Origin of the sequence: Pseudoalteromonas sp. 0802, assembly GCF_013350085.1 — a bacterium.
GTDB lineage: Bacteria > Pseudomonadota > Gammaproteobacteria > Enterobacterales > Alteromonadaceae > Pseudoalteromonas.
Window position 1 is genome coordinate 48470 of the sequence record NZ_JABVXE010000013.1, and the last position, 18820, is coordinate 67289.

Annotated in this window: 23 protein-coding genes; 11 read left to right on the plus strand and 12 right to left on the minus strand. The window is 42.5% G+C overall.

What is annotated here, in order from left to right:
• The first annotated feature begins 48 nt into the window (after positions 1-48).
• Together HUS61_RS16205 and HUS61_RS16210 are read left to right on the plus strand one after the other, a co-directional pair.
• Positions 49-1581 (plus strand): carbon-nitrogen hydrolase family protein, encoded by a 1533-nt coding sequence (locus HUS61_RS16205; RefSeq protein WP_058585386.1) that lies wholly within the window; start codon positions 49-51, stop codon positions 1579-1581.
• Positions 1581-1898, plus strand: coding sequence for a multidrug efflux SMR transporter (locus tag HUS61_RS16210; protein WP_054554646.1), 318 nt, complete (start codon positions 1581-1583; stop codon positions 1896-1898). Before HUS61_RS16205 ends, HUS61_RS16210 begins: the two co-directional genes overlap by 1 nt.
• A gap of 40 nt (positions 1899-1938) precedes the next feature.
• On the opposite strand, the gene HUS61_RS16215 is transcribed toward HUS61_RS16210, so the two are convergent.
• A complete protein-coding gene (locus tag HUS61_RS16215; protein WP_175083149.1) occupies positions 1939-2817 on the minus strand; it encodes a DMT family transporter in 879 nt (292 codons plus the stop codon).
• Positions 2818-3052: 235 nt separating this feature from the next.
• On the opposite strand from HUS61_RS16215, the gene HUS61_RS16220 reads away from it, so the two are divergent.
• On the plus strand, positions 3053-3436 hold the full coding sequence (locus HUS61_RS16220; protein ID WP_175083150.1) for an MAPEG family protein: 384 nt from the start codon (positions 3053-3055) through the stop codon (positions 3434-3436).
• A gap of 78 nt (positions 3437-3514) precedes the next feature.
• On the opposite strand, the gene HUS61_RS16225 is transcribed toward HUS61_RS16220, so the two are convergent.
• From HUS61_RS16225 to HUS61_RS16235, 3 genes are all read right to left on the minus strand, one after another.
• Positions 3515-4720: a TonB family protein gene (locus tag HUS61_RS16225; protein WP_175083151.1), complete on the minus strand. Its 1206-nt coding sequence runs from the start codon at positions 4718-4720 to the stop codon at positions 3515-3517.
• Between the two features lie 8 nt (positions 4721-4728).
• Positions 4729-5103: a BlaI/MecI/CopY family transcriptional regulator gene (locus tag HUS61_RS16230; RefSeq protein WP_054554650.1), complete on the minus strand. Its 375-nt coding sequence runs from the start codon at positions 5101-5103 to the stop codon at positions 4729-4731.
• A 68-nt stretch (positions 5104-5171) separates the two neighbouring features.
• A complete protein-coding gene (locus HUS61_RS16235) occupies positions 5172-5858 on the minus strand; it encodes a pseudouridine synthase (RefSeq protein WP_175083177.1) in 687 nt (228 codons plus the stop codon).
• An 80-nt stretch (positions 5859-5938) separates the two neighbouring features.
• On the opposite strand from HUS61_RS16235, the gene HUS61_RS16240 reads away from it, so the two are divergent.
• Together HUS61_RS16240 and HUS61_RS16245 are read left to right on the plus strand one after the other, a co-directional pair.
• The gene (locus HUS61_RS16240; protein WP_175083152.1) at positions 5939-6244 is read left to right on the plus strand and encodes a DUF6482 family protein; all 306 of its coding nucleotides are present in this window, start codon (positions 5939-5941) and stop codon (positions 6242-6244) included.
• Positions 6245-6291: 47 nt separating this feature from the next.
• Positions 6292-6699: an N-acetyltransferase gene (locus tag HUS61_RS16245; RefSeq protein WP_175083153.1), complete on the plus strand. Its 408-nt coding sequence runs from the start codon at positions 6292-6294 to the stop codon at positions 6697-6699.
• 14 nt (positions 6700-6713) lie between these two features.
• On the opposite strand, the gene HUS61_RS16250 is transcribed toward HUS61_RS16245, so the two are convergent.
• The 8 genes from HUS61_RS16250 to HUS61_RS16285 form a co-directional block, all read right to left on the minus strand.
• The gene (locus HUS61_RS16250) at positions 6714-7073 is read right to left on the minus strand and encodes a HopJ type III effector protein (protein ID WP_175083154.1); all 360 of its coding nucleotides are present in this window, start codon (positions 7071-7073) and stop codon (positions 6714-6716) included.
• Positions 7074-7082: 9 nt separating this feature from the next.
• The gene (locus HUS61_RS21825) at positions 7083-8195 is read right to left on the minus strand and encodes a retropepsin-like aspartic protease (protein ID WP_175083155.1); all 1113 of its coding nucleotides are present in this window, start codon (positions 8193-8195) and stop codon (positions 7083-7085) included.
• 69 nt (positions 8196-8264) lie between these two features.
• Complete coding sequence (locus tag HUS61_RS16260; RefSeq protein WP_175083156.1) at positions 8265-8975, minus strand: HAD-IA family hydrolase; 711 nt, start codon at positions 8973-8975, stop codon at positions 8265-8267.
• Between the two features lie 12 nt (positions 8976-8987).
• The gene (locus HUS61_RS16265) at positions 8988-9941 is read right to left on the minus strand and encodes a tyrosine recombinase XerC (RefSeq protein ID WP_175083157.1); all 954 of its coding nucleotides are present in this window, start codon (positions 9939-9941) and stop codon (positions 8988-8990) included.
• Positions 9938-10549 carry a DUF484 family protein gene (locus HUS61_RS16270; protein ID WP_054563684.1) on the minus strand — a complete coding sequence of 204 codons (612 nt, stop codon included), beginning with the start codon at positions 10547-10549 and terminating at the stop codon, positions 9938-9940. The genes HUS61_RS16265 and HUS61_RS16270 overlap by 4 nt, the downstream gene beginning before the upstream one ends.
• On the minus strand, positions 10546-11376 hold the full coding sequence (gene dapF / locus HUS61_RS16275; protein WP_175083158.1) for a diaminopimelate epimerase: 831 nt from the start codon (positions 11374-11376) through the stop codon (positions 10546-10548). The genes HUS61_RS16270 and dapF overlap by 4 nt, the downstream gene beginning before the upstream one ends.
• 64 nt (positions 11377-11440) lie before the next feature.
• A complete protein-coding gene (gene lysA, locus HUS61_RS16280) occupies positions 11441-12694 on the minus strand; it encodes a diaminopimelate decarboxylase (RefSeq protein ID WP_175083159.1) in 1254 nt (417 codons plus the stop codon).
• Entirely contained in the window at positions 12695-12874 is a 180-nt protein-coding gene (locus HUS61_RS16285) for an LPS translocon maturation chaperone LptM (RefSeq protein WP_054554660.1), read from the minus strand.
• Positions 12875-13022: 148 nt separating this feature from the next.
• Between HUS61_RS16285 and cyaY the strand changes: the two genes are divergently transcribed.
• From cyaY to HUS61_RS16315, 6 genes are read left to right on the plus strand one after another with little or no spacing between them, the layout of a single operon-like run.
• A complete protein-coding gene (gene cyaY, locus HUS61_RS16290; RefSeq protein WP_054554661.1) occupies positions 13023-13346 on the plus strand; it encodes an iron donor protein CyaY in 324 nt (107 codons plus the stop codon).
• Positions 13343-13999, plus strand: a complete 657-nt coding sequence (locus HUS61_RS16295) for an alpha/beta hydrolase (protein WP_175083160.1) — start codon at positions 13343-13345, stop codon at positions 13997-13999. The genes cyaY and HUS61_RS16295 overlap by 4 nt, the downstream gene beginning before the upstream one ends.
• A gap of 22 nt (positions 14000-14021) precedes the next feature.
• Entirely contained in the window at positions 14022-14909 is an 888-nt protein-coding gene (locus HUS61_RS16300) for a DUF2914 domain-containing protein (RefSeq protein WP_175083161.1), read from the plus strand.
• Between the two features lie 36 nt (positions 14910-14945).
• Positions 14946-15884, plus strand: coding sequence for a hydroxymethylbilane synthase (gene hemC, locus HUS61_RS16305; protein WP_054554664.1), 939 nt, complete (start codon positions 14946-14948; stop codon positions 15882-15884).
• 1 nt (position 15885) lies between these two features.
• Positions 15886-17706, plus strand: coding sequence for a uroporphyrinogen-III synthase (locus HUS61_RS16310; RefSeq protein WP_175083162.1), 1821 nt, complete (start codon positions 15886-15888; stop codon positions 17704-17706).
• Complete coding sequence (locus tag HUS61_RS16315) at positions 17703-18812, plus strand: heme biosynthesis protein HemY (protein ID WP_175083163.1); 1110 nt, start codon at positions 17703-17705, stop codon at positions 18810-18812. The genes HUS61_RS16310 and HUS61_RS16315 overlap by 4 nt, the downstream gene beginning before the upstream one ends.
• Positions 18813-18820: the final 8 nt, after the last annotated feature.

An 18820-nucleotide genomic window follows, 5' to 3' on the forward strand; every position in this document is an offset into this window, starting at 1 on the left:
GAGCAATGTTTGCTGTGATTATTCTCTCGTGCCTAAAAAGGAGTAGCTATGCCGGCGGAAAAAACGCATTTAGAGATCTGTAATCTAACTAAAGAACAGTACCCACAAATAAAGACCCTCATGGATCAAGCTTACCCAGGGCTTGGAGGTGCTTGGCCAAGCCATACTATTTTTAGGTTAATAGACCAGTTTCCGGAAGGGCAAATAGGTATTGTTGACGATGGTGTCTTAGTCGGCATCGCCCTGAGTGTTCAGGTAGATTACGCGCGCTTTTCTAACCCACATACCTACGAAGATATTGTTGATGGCCATGACCGTGTATTTAGTGATCCTGAAGGTGATGCACTTTATGGTTTAGATGTGGTGATTTCATCAACTCACCGAGGTATGCGATTGGGTCGTCGCTTATACGATGCACGAAAAGAGCTGTGCCGTCAGTATAACTTACGCGCCATTTTAGCGGGTGGGCGTATTCCGCGTTATTACAATCACAGTGCAGAGATGACTCCGATGGAGTACATCGAAAAAGTAGACCACAAAGAGCTGTACGATCCGATTTTAAGCTTTCAGCTATCTAATGATTTCCAAGTTAAACGTTTACTTAAAAAATACCTTCCTGAAGATCAGGAATCAGTTGGTTACGCCACTTTACTTGAGTGGAATAACATTATGTTTGAGCCGACTGATACAGTACTTGAGTCGACCAAATCAATTGTCCGTGTCGGTGCCGTACAGTGGCAAATGCGCTGTGTTGAGTCTGTTGAAGAGCTGCTCAAGCAAGTGGAATACTTTGTTGATACGGTGTCTGACTATAAAAGTGACTTTATTCTGTTTCCGGAATTTTTCAATGCTCCGTTAATGGGTCTTACCGAGCAAAGCAATCAAACAGAAGCCATTCGCTATCTGGCCGAATACACAGAAACCTTCCGTGATGCAATGTCGCGCATGGCGGTTGAATACAATGCCAATATTATCACAGGCTCCATGCCGCTTGCTGAAGATGACAAGATTTATAATGTCAGCTACCTATGCCACCGCAGCGGTAAAATCGATGAGCAGCGCAAAATTCATATTACGCCCCACGAGCAAAATGACTGGGTGATCCAAGGCGGTGATAAAATTGCTGTATTTGAAACGGATGCGGGTCGTGTCGGTATTCAAATTTGTTACGATGTAGAGTTCCCTGAGCTGTCACGTATTCTCGCTAAGCAAGGGTTAGATATTTTGTTCGTGCCATTTTGGACGGATACAAAAAATAGTTACTTACGTGTTCGTCATTGTGCGCAAGCACGTGCAATTGAAAATGAATGTTATGTTGTGATTGCAGGCTCGGTTGGTAACTTACCTGAGGTTGAGAGTTTAGACGTACAGTATTCGCAATCAGCAGTGCTTACTCCTTCTGATTTCTCATTCCCACATGATGCGACCTTGAATGAAGCAACACCGAATACCGAAATGCTGTTATTCAGTGATTTAGATATGGATAAACTGAAAATCCTTCACAGTGAAGGTACTGTTAGAAACTTAAAAGACCGCCGCGAAGATTTGTATGACGTGATCTTGAAAAAGCGAGATAACTAATGGCGTGGTTGTATTTAATTGTCGCAGGTCTGTTAGAAATTGGCTGGCCTGTTGGCCTTAAAATGTCTCAACAGGCAGACAGTCGCTGGTTAGGCATTGCAATTGCTGTCGCATTTATGGTCGCTAGTGGTTTTATGCTGTGGTTGGCGCAAAAGGATATTCCGATGGGAACATCTTATGCGGTATGGACAGGCATAGGAGCAGCAGGCACTTTCTTAGTTGGTATTTTATTTTATGGGGATGCCGCCACATTTGGCCGTATTGCCGGAGTATTGCTGATAATTAGCGGTGTGATAACGCTAAAAATTAGTCATTAAAAAAGCGGCTATGCCGCTTTTTTAATGACTAGAAATAAGCCTAATTTGGTAGCATTACCAGAATGGCTGCCAGTGCAATTAACACAAGCCCCGCCGTGTCTTGGCGTTTTAACGGCTGTTTTAACCAAAGAATCGATACCATAATGGTAAAGAATACTTCTATCTGCCCCAGTGTTTTTACATAAGCAACATGCTGCAAGCTCATGGCACTAAACCAACCGATTGAACCTAAACAGCTACAAAAACTGACAGCCGTAGTGGTACCTTTGTGATGCCACATTTTCTTAAATGTATCGCGTTCTTTAAATGCAATATACACGCACAGCATCAGTGTTTGTAAGCTAATTATCAGCACTAACACCCAAGCTGCTGAGTGTGGAAAAGTCAGTCCTGAATTTAAACTTGCCTCACGGATCCATGATGAAGAGAGAGCAAAAGAAGTGCCGCAAGCAAGCCCAAGCAGTGCAGTGCCCAAATTAAAGTGTTTAACATTCGCGATGCCACTTAATAGCAATACCGCAATTGCACCAATAAATACGCCAACCCAACCTAGCAGTGAGAGTGCTGAGCCAAAGAACATAACACCTAAAATGGCCGCCATCAGTGCTTCACTTTTTGCAAGCCCTGCGCCGACTGCAAAGTTATTCATTTTAAACAGTTTTACCATCAAACCGGTGGCAACGATTTGGACGATACTGGCGCCAACAATGTAGCCAATAAAAGCCAGATTAAAGTCAGGGAGTGCGGCGTCTTGATATTGATAAAGTACAAATAAATACAGTGCAGCAATCGGGCTGGCAATAATAAAGCGAGCAAGCGTTACCCCGGCAACGCTCACTGTTGCACTGAGTTTACTTTGCAGAGCGTTTCGCCACGACTGCATAAATGCCGCAAAAATAGTTAAGAAAATCCAAGTCATATTGAAAATAAATTAATGAGGAGAGGCAATTAGAGTAACAAAACCAAAGTATGAGAGCATTAGCTTATCGACCAACTTGAGAAAAACTCAGCTGTGACAATATGCCGCAGGGCTTTTATGCCGGCTTTAGACTATAGTGACAATGATGCTATTGCTGGCCGCTGCTGTTTTAAGTAGCGGCTTTTTTTTGTTTGCGCTAGGGTAGGTTATTACTGTTAAAAGATAAGGAAATATCATGACCACACTGATTATCTGCGCACTCATCGCAGTACTTATACCCTATTTAGCTAAAGCACCTGTGGCTTTTGCACAAAATAAGTTGGCAGGCTACGACAATAAGCACCCACGCGAGCAACAAGCTAAACTAACCGGCTTTGGTGCTCGTGCGTTGGCAGCACATCAAAATAGCTTTGAATCGCTGATTATTTTTGCTGTCGCGCTGGCAGTCGTAATAGGTAGCAATAACGTCTATCAGGCAACTGAGACCCTAGCGATTGTGCATGTTATTGCCCGCGTGTTGTATTGTATTTTCTACTACATAAACCAAGATATTCTGCGCTCATTAGTTTGGCTAGTAGGCTATGTTTGTGCTGTGGCGATGATTGCTGTTTGCCTTTAGTTACAAGCCAATGAGTTAAAAACCACAAAGCAAGCGGCTTAAATAAGGCGCTTGCTTTAGGGTCTTAAGTGGTTACTTTTACTTAGAGCTAACTTTAATTTTTTCTATTAAATCCTTTGCTTGATAGTTTTCGTCTAAGGCGAAATCGAGTTGTACTAAGGCGTTTTTAAAGCCAGATTCAGACGGCGCATATTGCCATTGTTTTAAGGCTCTTATCGCTTCTCGATTGAAAACACCTTCAGGCTCTGCACTTACTACACTAACATTGCTGGTGGCGCCGCTTGGTAAAATATCGTATTTCAAAACGACTGAACCGCTAATACCTTGCTCTGCAGCTTGAATTGGGTATATCGGCTCTACACGCATAACCGCTTGATAGTCCTTTGTCTTTTCAACGGACATCGGCTGTTTTGCAATGGCAAAGCTGCTAAGCATGCCCGCTGTAAAAATAACTAACGCTGTTTTTGCAATAAATGAGCTGTTGTCGATCTGCTTTATTTGATTTAGACGTTGTAACATGGTGTTTTTATCTCCGTATTGTGAATAAGCCATTAAGCCTGTTCTGCTAAAGCTTGCACAGTTCACTAATGCCTTACTGTATAGAATTCGTTGTTCAGTTGATTTATTTTTGAGTACTTGCTCATCACATGAAAGCTCTTGAATGCGGCGCAGACTTGCATAACCAAGCCAAGCGACAGGGTTAAACCACAGCAAAATAGTGGCACTTAAAGCGATGGCATTAATTAGGTTGTCTTTGCGTTTAATGTGCACTGATTCATGTTCTAAAATAAGCGCTAAAGCATGGCTGTTGTAATGGCTTTGATAGTTTGTAGGCAGCACTAGCTTGGTGTTTATAACCCCTACAACCATAGGTGAACTCACCTGATTGCTTTGGTATAAGCGCATGCTTTGGTTGCTGTGCTGATCAAGCGTAATTGGCGCTAATTGCAGTTTTGCTAGAAAACGGTAATGAAAATATACGGCAGTGATCAGCAGTGCGGCACTAATAAAGCCATAAATAGCAAACCAAGTGAGCGTAAACTGCGGCATTATTGCTGTGTTTGGCGTGATAGTCAGCTTACTGATAAAGTCGTTTTGAATTGGTTTTAAGTGTTCTGGTAGGTTCGCTAACAATAAACTAATCGGTAACAGCGCCCACAGTGTATAAACCAAGCGTGCCGACAGCTGGCTTAGCAACTTTCGCTCTAGCAGCAATAAAAACATTATTGCAGATGAGATCAAAAGTTGTTGATCTAACAACCAATTAAAAAATGCATCTAACATAACAAGCCTTATTTTTGCTGTTTTTCCCAATCATCAATGACCTTTTTCAGCTCATCAATATCATGTTGCGAGAGTTGCTCTGATTTAGCAAAGCCACTCACCAGTGGCGCAATACGGCCATTAAAAAAGCGTTCAATAAAGCTTTGGCTTTCTTTTAATGTGTATTCTTCACGGGCGATGCAAGGAGTGTAATTATATTGGCGGCCTTGTTTCTCGAAGCTAAGTGCGCCTTTTTTAACTAAACGGCTTAGTAGCGTTTTGATGGTTTTTTCGTGCCATTCTTTATCGTCACTTAAACGCGCAATTACTTCACTTGCCGTGGCTGGGTAGCCAAGCCATACCGCATCTAATACTTCGAATTCAGCTTTAGAAAGTTCAATCATTTTTATGCCTACAGATGTAATCTTTAATTTAAGATTACACGTGTAATCAATTAATGCAAACTTTTTTGTTAGAGAATGTCACTTTTTTTGATACTGACTATCTGTCCTTCGGGCAAATTAAGCGTGGTGAGTGACAATTTTGCGATATCTGTGCGGTAAAGGTCGATGACTTTGTAGCCACAAAAACGTGCCATTTTACGTATTTGCCGATTTAAGCCTTGTTTTAAGACGATGCAAAACTGCGTTTCGTTGACTTGAGTCACCGTGCAAGGGAGGGTTATTTGTTTATCGACAGGCACACCGCTCGCCATTTTTTTACAGAAGTCGCTATCAAGGGGTTTATCTACGGTGACTAAATAGCGTTTGGGTTGGTGGTAATCAGGGTGGATCAGTTGATTACAAAACTCACCGTCATTGGTCAAAATCAACAAACCTCGGGAGTCTTTGTCGAGCCGGCCAATTGGGTAAACCCGGGTAGTTTTAGGCAGGCTATGAATAAGGCTTGTTGGGTCATCAGCATTTAACTTGCAATCTATACCAACGGGTTTGTGATAAGCAAAGTAGGTGAGTGGCGCTTTAGCTAAAATTTTTTCGCCAAGTACAATCACATCATCGTGCTCATCAACATGATCTATATGATTTGCGGCACGGCCATTTACTGTTACCTCACCTTGATCTATCAAGCGCGATGCTTGCTTTCGAGAGCAAACACCCGCATGGGCAATAAATTTAGCAAGTCGTACTTTTTCTGGCATGAGTGATTTTTGTACAATTAATTTGATCACAGTATATCAAACCCGCGTATAAGAAGTACTACATCCAAAAGGGGTTCGACATGGCAATTAAGTTATCTGAACTTGCAGCGCACCAACCACTGCAAAAGGTTATCCTTCATTCGTTGGAAATGGCACTGTATCAGGTGTCTGTGATGATCAATAACGTTGAGTATTATGTTACTGATGAGCAAGGTGAGTTTATTCGTGATATTAGCCCGTTGCACATACAAAAGCGCCTTGATCACCTAAGTTATGGCGATATGGTTTTACGCCACACCAGTGCTTATGATGAAATGTGCGGTCAGCCCGAAAAGCTCGCGAGTAATATGCTCGAAGTACCTTATGGCAAGAACCACTTATACTGATTAACGATATAAGCGTATACTGAGTCATAACATTTTATAGGTATACTATGTATCAATTAAAAAGTGATGACTCAGCTGATCTAAACAACCAGCTAAGAGAACATATTGTGGCTTTCAACGCCGCGCATTTTAATGCCGAGCGTATTCCTTTAGGCTTTAAGTTCGTTAATAAACAAAACAGTGTTGTTGCCGGTATCCATGGTCAAGTATTTGGCAATTGGCTGCTTATTAGTTGGCTTTGGTGTGATGATAAGACACGTGGTAAAGGGCTTGCGACACGATTGTTAGCTGAATTAGAGAGCAAAGCTAAAGCATTTGGTGCAAGCACCGCTCAACTTGATACGCTCGATTTCCAAGCCAAACCCTTTTACGAAAAAAACGGCTACCAAGTTAAATACGAGATGAAAAACTACCCACTCGACGGCTGCCGTTATTTTATGGAAAAAACCCTTTAATTATTGGCTTTTACTTACTTCGCTTTAAGCACGTCTTGCTCGGTAAAAGCAATCCCTAAGAAAGGGGTCGCTTCAGGGGCAAGCATAAAGGTGCGAATGTTCATATGGTCTTGCCCTTCAGGATTGGGCAACACGTCATCACGATAAAACGCGCCAAAACAATCTAGGGTATTTTGTTTGCTTAGTTGATTAAGCTTTGCAAAGGCAAAAATTTTACACGAACCGTTATTTTCATTTGCTTCGCTTAGCAGGCCATGATTGTTAAAACCGCTTGGGGTAAAATCATAATTGCTGTCTATAACCGCCATGGTATCGGTAAACTCAATTTGCTGTGGTGTGCTTGCTAATGTTGCCAGGAATTCGTTAAGAGTCATTGCTTGTCCTTAAAAATTGTTCTTTATCAACTCTAACTCATTCACTTGCTGATTGATATTAAACTTAAAATTCTCTAAAAAGTTCATACCTAATAAGCCATAGCCAGCATGACTTTCTATTACCAGCACTTCAAAATTACGAATACGTTGTTGACCGACTTGAAATGATGCGAGCTGATAACGCTGTGCTTCAACAATTCCATTAGCTGTGTTTACTTGCAAGGTGCCAAGGTAATTGGCTGGGGTGTTAAGCGAGTTTAATAATGTTTGGTTAATTACAGTAAAGCTAGCGCCGGTGTCGATCATCAGCTCGGTTTCAATATCATCGTTGATAATACTGTTTACTAAAAAGTGTGAACCTCGAGCGGTTAACTCTATAACTTCAACACCTGCGAGGGCTTGTTGAATCATCAGATGTAATTGCTCAGCCTGTTGTTTATAGTCATGATCTTCGGGTAGTTGATCTAGGGTTATTTGGCTTGCGACATAATCTTCTAAATGGTAGTTAGCTAATGCATGGTTATATAAGTAATGGGCGTTGCCAGGCGCGTAATCAAGCCATTGTTGACTAATATTAAGTAGGGCTTGCCATTGTTGTGCTGCAGTAAGCTCATCAATATAGGATGTGCTTAGCTCGTCTATTTGTTTGTTAAGTTGTTGCTTATCATTGCTGTCTAACTGGTTGCTAAGAGCCAGTAAATTGATAATACCTTGTTGGGTATCACCTTGTGCTATTAAACGCTTTGCCTCAAGTTCAAGCATGGTGACATCGTAAGGGTGGCTATTTAAAAAGGCCGTTAAAAATTGCTCACTTAAAGTGAATTTTTTATGGGAAAGCCATGATTCTAGTTGCTGTTGCCAAGCTTGCTTTAGCTGCCTTGCATAGCGAGGTTCATTCACTAGTAATTGAGTGTACTCGGCCACCGCTTTGTCGAATAATTGGTTGCTAAATAGCGCAACAGCTTGCTGGAAGTGGGCAGGTAAGACCGTGCCTTTTTGTACTTTAGGCGCTGGTGCGACAGTTTCTATTTCTATAGGCTTTGCAGGGTTAAAAAGCTGCCAAATAAAGTAACCATTTAAACTAAGAGAAAATAGCAATATTAATTTAAGAAAAGCATTCACCCGTTTCGCCCACCAGTTTTAAATCTTCGTTGCCTACTTACTCAGCATAAAACAAATTTCTCAAAGTCGTTACTTTTTAATCAAATGACTGAGTGCCATGATATCGCTTATTTCAATATCTGCTAATCCTTGATAACGATATTGCGTTGCTTGGTTATTTAGCCAAACGCTTTGGCATCCGGCATTATTGGCACCTTGGACATCAGTATCTAGGCTATCGCCAATGTGTAAAATTTCCTTGTGAGGCACTTCTAATTTTTTGGCTGCGCTATCAAACAAGGCGCTGTGCGGCTTCGCTTTTCCGTGTGGGCCTGCTTGTAAAACTAACTCAAACATACCATTAAGGTTAAACTTTTCTACTTCGACATTACCATTGGTGATGGCGATAAGGCGGTAGTGTTTACTGAGGTTAGCAAGTAATTCAAGCACTTCATCAGTCACGGTTATTTGACTGCGGGCATCAGCGAATGCCTGATAAGCGTTTTTGGCATGCAACTGAGCTTGCTCTGCTGAAAAACCCAGATCGGTCATGGCATAGTGTAATGCTGCTTGTCGCCAGCGCGTCACATCATCGATTAGAGTGGCATCCTGCTTTAAAGCATTATCGCGGCATGTTAACCAGTAGCTCATGCTATCGGTGGGCCATTGTTCTAGCGCTTCGAGGTAATCAGCTTGTGCTTGCAAGGCTGATTTTATGATCGGATGGTTGTTGTAAAGTGTGTCGTCTAAATCAAAACTTAAAACAGAAACTGGCGATAGGGCACGGTTAAATCGGATCATAATGACAAGGGTTTACTCTGAAGTTGAGCGCTTTTTAGCGCGTGGATGGGTGTTATCGTACACTTTAGCTAAATGCTGAAAATCTAAATGCGTATAAACTTGAGTTGCAGACAAACTACTGTGTCCTAACAGCTCTTGTACGGCGCGCAAATCCCCTGATGATTCTAAGATATGTGACGCAAACGAGTGGCGTAATTTATGTGGATGCACTTGCGAGCTGATCCCTTGCTTAATACCCCACTCTTGCATGCGAAGACGAACTTGGCGTACGGAAATTCGCTTTTTTTGGCTGCTAACAAACACGGCTATTTCATCAGGATGTGCAAATTGAGGGCGAATTTTCAGCCATGCTTTTAATGCACTGAGCGCTTTGCTGCCTACAGGTAATAAACGTTCTTTGTTACCTTTACCACGGACTAAAATTTCGCCTTCAGTGGGGTTTATATCCTGTATGTTAGCGCCAACTAACTCGCTAATGCGAAGACCCGAAGAGTACATTAATTCCATCATGGCTTTGTCACGAATAGCTAAAGGCTCATCATCGGGCAGTTCTAGTAGCTTAGCCATTTGATCTACGTCTAAATTTTTGGGTAAAGGCTTGGAAAATTTTGGCCCTTTAATTGCCTCTGCCGGATTGTGATAATGTGCCTGACTGGCTATATTTTTTGCTTTTAAGAATTTATATAAACTGCGAATACAACTTAGTTTTAAACTGATTGTGCGACCACTTAATTGTTTGCTGCGCATTTGCATGCTGTAACGGCGAATATGCTCACCTTGAACAGCAAACCAGTCTTCACATAGTCTACTAAAGTACAAAGCTGCAAAGCCTAACTGGCTCGTGTATTGGTTTACTGTGTGCGCTGAGTATTGTTTTTCGTAGCGTAAGTAGTCTGCAAAAAGTTGGATGGGTGTTCGCCAAGCATCACTTAATTCATTAATGTCTGGCGTCGTCACATCGCTCATGCAAGTTCCAATAAGCGCAGTTGCAATGAGCGCACAAACTCAAGGACAAAAAAGCTGTCTTTTGCCGGTTCGAAGTGGTTAACGTCATCACTACCAAACGCCAAAATTGCCACAGGGTGTTTCGTGTTACCAATTAGATATAAAGCAGTCGATTGAGTCGTGTCTGAAAACAGTAAGTCTCTTTCTTGTTGGCTTACTCGACCCAAGTAAATGCCGTCGTTTTGCAGGCGGTGAGCAATTAATTCATCAAACTTTTTATCGTACTTAACTAAGTGGCATTCGTTAATGGATGGATTAGTGCAGATAATATTGCGCAAGTTACTAGCCAGTGTCGTAAAGTCGTAGTTAGTCCATAACTGACGATGACAATCGCTAAATAAGCGGTAAATTAACTCGTTTTCTTTTGCTTGTTCAACGAGCTGCTCAATCTTATTTTTTAATAACGTATTGTGTTCACGTAATTGGCGCTGTTGAATATGCACCAAAGAGGTTGTTCCAGCCGTTTGCTGTTGTAGTTCAACTTCAGCGAGCACATCCGGATTTTTAATAAAAAAATCCGGGTGTGCTTTTAAATATTCAGCAATTTGTTGTTCTGTTAGTTTGCTCATAGTGCCACTTGTCCATCAAAAACATGCTCAGCAGGGCCTGTCATTCGTACTGGATGCCCTTCGCCTTGCCAACGCACTTGTAAACTGCCGCCGGGTAAGTCAACTTGTACGGTAGTAGCAAGTTTACTCTGAATTTGACCAACCACGACCGCAGCACAGGCACCTGTACCACAGGCTAAGGTTTCACTAACGCCACGTTCCCACACTCTTAGTTTAATGTGATCTTGCGAAATTACCTGCATAAAACCAACATTTGCGCGTTGTGGAAAACGCTCATGATTTTCAAGGAGTGGGCCTAAGGTAGTGACTTCTGCGGTATGAATGTCATCAACTTCTAACACGCAATGCGGGTTACCCATCGATACTGCGCCACTAAATACCGTATGTTCTTCCGTGCGAAGAATATAGGTCAGCTCACGCTTGCTGGCTTTTAATGGGATTTTGTTCGGTTCAAAATTGGGGTGGCCCATATTTACCGTTACTTGACCATCTTTCTCTATATAAAGCGTGAGGTTACCAGATTTTGTTGAAACCGAGATTTTATGCTTATTGGTCAGGCCCTTCATACGCACAAAGCGGGCGAAACAGCGCGCACCGTTGCCGCACTGTTCAACTTCGTTACCATCGGCATTGAAAATACGATAATGAAAATCGAGATCAGGAGAGTAAGGGGCTTCAACCATAAGCAGTTGATCGAAGCCAATGCCGAAATGGCGATCTGCCAGCTTCTTTATTTGATCACGTGATAAAAAAACATTTTGAGTAATGTTATCAATAACGACAAAGTCATTACCTAGGCCGTGCATTTTTGAAAAATTAACTAACATAACGCTCTAATTCGGGTTTGCTCTGAGCTAATCATGCCACAGAGCAGGGCGGTTATAAAAACGTTTATGGTAAAATTTTCTCACCTTGCCAAAGGCTTTCTAAGGTTTCGCGTTGGCGAATTAAATGGCTTTGCTGGCCATCCACCATAATCTCTGCAACACGCGGGCGTGAGTTGTAGTTTGAGCTCATAGTGAAACCATATGCGCCAGCGCTGCGCTGCGCTAAAAGGTCACCGGCTTGAAGTGCAAGCTCACGGTCTTTGCCTAAAAAGTCACCGGTTTCGCAAACTGGGCCGACAATATCGTAGTTGTGAGTAGGCGTATCATCTGTGCGAGGTTCAACTGGCACAATAGATTGCCAAGCTTGATATAGCGATGGGCGCAACATGTCGTTCATGCCTGCATCAACAATAGCAAAGAACTTGTCTTGGTTTTGTTTAATAAACTCAACTTTAGTAACTAAAATGCCAGCGTTGGCAGCAATCGCACGACCAGGCTCAAAAATAAGTTCTAAATCTTGGTAGTTTGCTAATCGAGCGGTAATTTTATCAACATATTCGCTTGGGTGAGGAGGCGTTTCGCCATTATAAGGCACGCCAAGGCCACCACCGATATCTAGGTGAGTTAGCTTGATGCCAACCGCTTTTAACTCTTCGATAAGAGTCAGTACTTTTTCAAGGGCTGCTAAGAAAGGTTTAATTTCAGTTAGCTGCGAACCAATGTGGCAATCTACACCAGTAATTTTTAAACCGGGCAGAGATGCGGCATGTTGATACACCGTCACTGCAGTTTGAATATCAATACCAAATTTATTCTCTTTTAAACCGGTTGAGATATAAGGGTGCGTTTTTGCATCTATATCTGGGTTTACGCGAATCGAAATCGGTGCCACTAAGTTAAGATCCGTTGCCACTTTTGAAATACGCTCAAGCTCAGCCACTGACTCAACGTTAAAACACTTGATCCCCAATTCAAGTGCATAGGCAATTTCGTCAGCGGTTTTTGCAACGCCAGAAAACACAACTTTACTAGCGTCACCGCCTGCTTGAATAACGCGCTCAAGCTCACCTTTTGAGACAATGTCAAAGCCTGAACCAAGTCGCGCTAAAATATTCAGCACGGCAATATTTGAGTTGGCTTTTACGGCATAGCACACCAAGCTTTTATGTGACTTAGCAGCTTCAGCAAATGCTAGATAATGACGTTCAAAGGTTTTGCGAGAATAGATATAACAAGGCGTACCATATTGTTCGGCAAGCTCTTTGACAGCGATGTCTTCAGCGAACAGCTGATTATTATTGTAGTTAAAAAAGTCCATCTATTGGTCCTGTTTTTGCTCTGGTTGTTCGGATGGATCAGCTTGTGGCTGAGACTTTGCAGGCGGCTTAGTATCATCTGGCAGATAAAGAGCACCACTTTGTCCGCAACCTGCTAGGGTTAGTAGAAGGGCGCTTAGAGGTAAAATGGTTTTTAATTTTTGGCTATGAGTCTCTTTCATTAGATTAATACGGTTGCTGGCTTTATAATCGCAGAGTAACAGAATATTTAAAAAATGCAGCTATTCGCGGATGAATTTATTCCTGTTACACTTGATGTACACAATCTGCCCCCAGATCTAGGCTTAAAGCCAGTTAAAGGACACTAAAATGACTGATCATGAATACCACACACTAGCCGATGCATTAATGCTAACTATTGAAGAGCAAATCGATGAATGTGATGCCGATTTAGACTATGAATCAGCGTCAGGTATTTTAGAAATCATCTTTCCTGATCGCAGTAAAATTGTGATCAATAAGCAAGCACCATTACACCAAGTTTGGGTAGCGACTAAATTTAATGGTCACCATTTTGAACTACGCGACGATAAATGGATTGATAACCGCTCGGGTGCAGAGTTTTGGCAATTTATGTGTGATGCGGCAACTCGCCAAGCAGGTCAAACAATTGAATGGCGTTCTGAACTATGAGTTTAGAGTTTGTTGAGTACCCAGCGCAAGGCGAACACAAAGCAACGGTTATTTGGCTACATGGTTTAGGTGATTCGGGTGATGGTTTTGCTCCCGTTGCACCGCAACTTGCTCTACCAAAAGAGCTTGGCGTACGTTTTGTGTTTCCACATGCGCCAGTGCAGCCGGTCACCATAAATGGTGGTATGGCAATGCGTTCTTGGTACGATATTAAATCGATGGATTTAGATAAGCGTGCTGATGAGCAAGGAGTGCGTGAATCTGCTGCAAAAGTGGCAGCAATTATTGACCAAGAAATTGCAAAAGGTATCGCTCCTAACAAAATTATTCTTGCCGGTTTTTCGCAAGGGGGTGTGGTATCGCTGCACTTAGCGCCACGTCTAGATTATAAATTAGCGGGTGTAATGGCACTTTCAACCTATATGTGTGTGCCTGCAAAATTTGCTGATGAAGCCAAGCAGCAGGGGTTAAATATTTTTATGGCACATGGTCGATTTGACGATGTGGTACCGCATAGCGCGGGCAGACAAGCATTTGACGTGCTTAGCGCTAACAACATGGAAGTAAGCTGGCAAGACTATCCGATGGCGCACCAAGTTTGTGGTGAAGAACTGATGGCTATTCGAGAGTGGTTAATTGCTCGCTTGAGTTAATTTTTTGGTTTTAGAGGCCAACATGACAAAGAAACTTGTAATTACAGCAAATATGAATGCCGTTGAATCGGCAGGTTCAACTCCCACAGCAGTGACTTATCAATGGCATTGGCGACGCATTTTTATGGTCAGCAGTGTTATCTTAGTTGCGCTGGCTATATTAGTGTATAGCTTTATTGGTGCTGTAAATGCTGAGCAATCTCCGCAAGATGAACCGCAAGCAGAGTTTACAAATGCTGAATTACAAGCCCCTTTAAATGACGCTGAGCAAGAAGAGCCAAAAGAAGTCGATGCTTCGTCAATTAATGAGCAAACACCGCTGGCTGATAGCACAGAAACGGCTAAAGCAGAGGTTGTGAGCTCAAACATTGTTGAACCTGAGGTTACGACAGTAGAGGTTGAGATCGACAGTGAAGAGGTTGTTGACGAGCAACAACCGGAAACATCAGCGGTCACTCTTGATGAAGAGCCACCACAAACTGAACAGCAAGTAGAGATTGCTGCAGCCCCTGATGCTCAGCAGCAGTTTTCGCAGTCAGCGCATATTGCCAGTGTCGCAATTGGCGCTAAAATAGACACAGACAAAGTAAGCCGCGCGGTATTAACAACCGATGTTGTTGATCGAGAACCAGTAAACGTTTTAAAAAACGATGTAAAATTAGCGCAAATAAGCAATAGCCTGAGCTTTTTTAGCGAGCTTAGAAATATGCAAGGGCAAACTGTTCGTCACCAATGGTATTACCAAGGTCAACAGCTTGCTTCGATTGAATTGGCCGTAAGTAGTCCACGTTTTCGTACTTATTCAACGAAAAACATTATGCCAGAACAACTGGGTGACTGGCGTGTTGAAGTTATTGACGCAGATGGCAACTTACTGGCCCAAAAAGAATTTAGAATTTTAGCTGAGTAATATTTAGTATCAGCCGGATAAATAATTGGATTTTTCATGACACAGACAACAAAACTAGTTCGTATCGCTACCCGTAAAAGTGCACTTGCTTTATGGCAGGCTGAATTTGTAAAAGCTCAACTAGAGCACTTCCATGACGACGTAACGGTAGAGTTGGTTCCTATGTCGACACAAGGCGATATTATCCTTGATACGCCACTGGCAAAGATTGGTGGTAAAGGCTTATTCGTAAAAGAGCTTGAGCAAGCCATGCTAGATGGCCGTGCAGATATTGCGGTGCATTCAATGAAAGATGTGCCTGTTGAGTTTCCTGAAGGTTTAGCGTTACACACAATTTGTGAGCGTGAAGACCCGCGCGATGCATTTGTATCAAACAACTACAAAAGTTTAGATGAGTTACCACAAGGTGCTATTGTTGGTACATCAAGCCTACGCCGCCAATGCCAAATTCGCGAAGCGCGCCCTGATTTAGACATCCGTGATTTACGCGGTAATGTTAATACACGTTTAGCAAAACTAGATGATGGCCAATATGATGCAATCATTCTAGCTGCAGCGGGTCTCATCCGTTTAGAAATGCCAGAGCGCATCACTGCCTTTATCGAACCTGAAGTATCATTACCTGCAAATGGTCAAGGTGCTGTAGGTATTGAGTGCCGTATTGATGATGAAGTGACAAAAGCACTGTTAGCGCCACTCGAACATAATGAAACACGTATTCGTGTTAATGCTGAGCGCGCTATGAATCGCCGTTTAGAAGGTGGTTGCCAAGTGCCAATTGGTGCATTTGCATTGGTTGATGGTGAGCAAGTACATTTACGTGGTTTAGTGGGCGCTATTGATGGCAGCCAAATGCTACGTGATGAAGTGACAGGCCCAGTGGCTGACGCAGAGCAGTTAGGTATTACACTTGCTGAAAAGCTACTTGAGCAAGGTGCTGATAAAATTTTAGCTGAAGTATATAGAGACGCTTAATATGCATATTTTGATAACTCGTCCAGAAGGAAAAGGCACTGAGCTTGCTCTTGAGCTTCAGCAGGCGGGTTATCAAACAACCCTGTGTCCAGTTCTTACCTTAGATTACCTCACAGTAAATAGTAGTGAGCTCGCGCCGCTAGAAAATGCCGATAAAATCATTTTTATCTCGCAAGATGCCGTGCATGCCTTGTTAAAACTCACACCAACCATCAACAAAGCAGCGCAACTTTATGCGGTCGGTCAGCAAACTGCTGATGCGGTTTATGAAGCCTTTGGGCGACGAGCCGCAGTGCCCAAACAGCATGATTCAGAAGGTCTGCTTGAATTAAAAACACTACAAGATGTTGAACTAAGTAACATCGTTTTAGTGAAAGGTGAAGGTGGGCGCACGACCATAGCGAAAACCTTAAAACAACGTGGTGCTTTATTAAATCAGTTGGTTGTTTACAAGCGGAGCGCAATTGAGAGCGAACCGGGCAAGTGGATGGACCACTGGCAAACAATTGATGTAGAAGGTATAGTCATTACCAGTAATGCAGCGGTGGATGCCATTTTTAATGGCCTAAATGAGCCTCAGCTTGCATGGTTGAAAGAGCGACAATTTTTCGTTGCCAGTGAGCGTATCGCTGATTATTTAAAGCAACAAAATGTCGCAAGAACACAGATACATATTGCTGCAGGGGCGAGCGACAGCGCTATGTTCACCTGCATTAATCAGCAAGGTAGCAAAATGAGTGAAGCAGAATCAAAACAACCCGCAAAGCCAGTGACCGCACAGCCAGAGAAAAAAGCGCAAACGGCAAATACTGGGGCGAAGGCGCCTGTACAAGCTAAAAGAGGCATAAGCAAAACAGGTAGCTTAGCGTTACTTATTTCACTTTTAGTGGCTGGTGCAGTTGGCTATGAGTTTTATCTAAAATTAAATAGCGATCAGCAATCGGCTGTGGCATTGACTGAGCTGACAGATGAAAACCTACGCTTACAGCAGCAAATTGATGCATTAAAAAGTGCCCAACAAACAATGCAGCACTCGCTTTATAACAGTGAACAAAAGGTCACTGATGCACTAAATGAAAGTGCAGAGCAAACACAGCAGCAATTACAAGCGGCTTTAAAGCGCGCCGAGCAGCAAACTTTCACGCTTAACCCGCAAGAAGTCACAAGCCTGCAGCGTATGGCCGAATTTAAATTGTGGGCAGAGCATGATTACCAGGGGGCTGCTGCTGTGCTATCTCGCTTAGATAGCTTACTTGCAGAACACCCGGGTACAGGCGCTATTCGCCAAGCAATTCACCAAGATTTACAAACCTTGAATGCCATAGAACCTGTGGCTGTTGAAGCAATTTACTTAAAACTGCATGGCATTAATCAAAAAGTTGATGAACTGGTATTTAATGCTATTTCACTTCCTGAAGAGGTCGTCAAAGAAGACCCAAATCAATTAAGTGAAAATGTCAGTGAGTGGCGTCAAAACCTTGCGAAGTCGTGGCAGCAGTTTAAAGACTTCTTTGTAGAAGTGCGTACACGTGAAGATATGGTTATTGCACCATTTTTAAGTGAGCAAGAGCGTCACCTAGTAAAACAGCGCTTAAGTTTATACTTAGCTCAAGCGCAAGATGCGGTATTAAGTAAACAAAGTAGTGTGTATTTTAGTGCTGTTGATGCTGCTCATAGCTTGGTAAAAGATTACTTTAAACAAGATGATGCGCAAACAAAAGCGGCTTTAAAAAGCCTTGCTGAGCTTTCTAAAGAGCAGCTCGATTTTAGTCCAAAAGTGTCACTACAAAGTACTGAGCAGGTGAAGGAGTGGGCACAATGATCCGCTTTTTATTAATCATTATTGCAATAGCAGTCTGCTTAGGGATTGCCCCTTTTTTTATAGATCAAAAGGGTTATGTCTTAATTGCCTTTAATAAAACGACCATTGAAGGGACTATTTGGGGCGTTACTGCACTTTTAATATTAGCATTCGCTGCACTGTTTTTACTTTATAAGCTTTGCCGTTACGTAATATCTTTATATAGCCATACACGCCATGGTTTCTTTGCGCGCAGTGAAGAGCGTAAACAAGCAGCTATTGAGCAAGGTGTATGGAGCTTAATTAATAACGATTATACGGAGCTTGAGCTTGCACTTGATAACAGTAGTGTTGCAGATAAGTGGAGCGATATACGTTATGCGCTTCTTGCCAAAGCGGCACTGGCGAATAATGAAAATGAAAAAGCGATTAGCTATCTTGATAAAATAAGCCAAGATAAGCAGCTGAAAGTGGCTAATTTATGGATTGCTAGCGGCGAAACCAGCACTATTTTTGCTGACCTTAAAGCGTTAGCTGAACGCAAAAAAGCCTCTCGTTTAGAGCTCAAAATGTATGCCCATGTTTTAGTGCAAGAGCAAAAGTGGGCGGCACTTAGTGACTTTATGCCACGTTTATTACGTAAAAAAGCTCTTTCTGAGCAAGAGTGGCAACAATTGTTCGACCGTTACTTTGCAGCTCAGTCAAACGGGGATTTAACTGAGCGTTATGAGCAATTAGCCAAAAACTTGAAGCCACACGCAGAAGTAAGCTATTTAACGGCGATGGCGAAGGCAGGTGAGTTAAACAAAATTGAGCTAAGCTTAATTAAAATGATCAAAAAACCGCTACAGCATAAAGATTTAGCACGTATTTTACGTACTAGTAGCGCTGGCGATGCACTCAAGCTGCAATCAAGTTTGCAGGATGTATTAAAAAAAGACACCGAAAATACAGACTTATTACTAGCCCTTGCATGTTTAGCAAATGCTCACGGTGAATACGACTTAGCCGCGCGAGTGTTTGATAAAGCGCTTAATGCAGATAATCGCCATGCTTATTTGCAGCAAGCGGTGCTAAGCTACAGTAAGAGTGCCCAACCAGAAAAAGCATTGGTACTCTATCAATAATTTTACTC